This window comes from Gracilibacillus halophilus YIM-C55.5, assembly GCF_000359605.1.
GTDB classification, from domain to species: Bacteria; Bacillota; Bacilli; order Bacillales; family Amphibacillaceae; genus Gracilibacillus; species Gracilibacillus halophilus.
In genome coordinates, this window is sequence record NZ_APML01000102.1 from 1 (window position 1) to 1,520 (window position 1,520).

General features: G+C 41.7%; 1 protein-coding gene. It reads left to right on the top strand.

Going from position 1 to position 1,520, the window contains the following annotated elements; all coding sequences use genetic code 11:
• Nucleotides 1–9 precede the first annotated feature (9 nt).
• Nucleotides 10–1,200: an IS256 family transposase gene (locus J416_RS14870; RefSeq protein ID WP_040513800.1), complete on the top strand. Its 1,191-nt coding sequence runs from the start codon at nt 10–12 to the stop codon at nt 1,198–1,200.
• Nucleotides 1,201–1,520 lie beyond the last annotated feature (320 nt).

The following is a 1,520-nucleotide window of genomic DNA, read 5'->3' on the forward strand; positions in this document are numbered from 1 at the left end:
GTCTTCCCTATGAACCATCTTACTACAGATTTAATCGAAGCACTAGCCCAAAAACAAGATATTGAAGAGGTTTTTCGACGTCATTTGGAAACAGCGATCAATCAACTGATGAAACATGAATTAACAGCTTTCTTAAATTATGAACCTTATGATCCAAAAGGAATGAATTCGGGGAATTCACGTAATGGTTATTACCAAAAGAGGCCGTTCAAAACGGAATATGGTGAACTACACTTGAGTATTCCTCGAGATCGCAATGGTGCTTTTCAACAACAAACGTTGGCACCATATCAGCGCTCCAGTGATACATTGGAACAGTTTGTGATTCATCTGTATGAAAAAGGCATCACAACGGATGAAATTGCACATTTGATCGAGCGTATGTATGGTCATCATTACTCCAAGCAAACGGTATCTAATTTAACGCAACTCGTGTCCGAAGATGTCCGAGCCTTCCATGACAGAAAACTGGAAACACGTTATGTGTGCATTTACCTAGATGCGACCCATATTCCGATCCGACGCCAAACCGTAGAGAAGGAAGCTGTTTATATAGCTATTGGAATTACAGAGGATGGAGCCAAAGAAGTCCTAGACTTCACGGTCGCACCAACAGAGTCAACGCATGTATGGGAAGAATTGATCCAACGCCTGAATCAGCGTGGGGTAGAAAACGTACTTCTCTTTGTTTCCGATGGTCTAACAGGTATGACAGACGCCATTCAACGTGTGTATCCAAAAGCGAAGCATCAAATCTGTTGTGTACATGTTTCACGTAACATCGCCAGCAAAGTACGGGTTAAAGACCGTTCATCGATTCTCGATGATTTTAAAGCTGTTTATCAAGCGAAAAATCGTAAGGAAGCTCTCGAAGCTTTAGAGCAATTTCAAAACAAGTGGAAAAAGACCTACCCAAAAGTCATCGAGTCGGTGGTGGGCAATGAACAATTATTAACTTTTTTCAATTTTCCATCTTCGATTCATCGGAGCATTTACTCTACCAACTTAATAGAGGCCTTTAACAAAGAGATCAAGCGTTATGTCAAACGTAAAGAGCAGTTTCCGAATGAAGATGCGTTAGAGCGGTTTTTAGTAACACAATTTTTAGATTACAATCATAAATTTAGCATGCGCTGCCATCGTGGTTTTGAAAAAGCAAAATCCGCTATACTAGAAATGTTTGATGCGCTTGAATCCTAGTTGTAGAAATGGGGGGTTCGCCATCCTTGACCTTGTTTACGGTCGTGGTGGTGTTTTCTATTGCCGAATGGAAAAAATAAAGCCCTACAAGGGCTCCATCCGCACACTTAGCGTACCACGAACCGGTTTCTTCTATGTTCTCGCTGGTCGGGTCCCGATACCCAACACAGCGAATCACGAAGAAGAAGCACAAGGTCAAGGACTCGCAGCTATCGCTGTGGCTCTCTGCCTTTATAAGAATTGATATACTCAACCGAATTAAACAAGCGAGCTAACCGTTCTACTATAAAAGGGGATTTACACAAAATTCTTGACACTCC

Excerpts from the sequence above, each read along its gene's own strand:
- J416_RS14870 (WP_040513800.1), top strand. The coding sequence starts at position 10 with ATGAACCATCTTACTACAGATTTAATCGAAGCACTAGCCCAAAAACAA.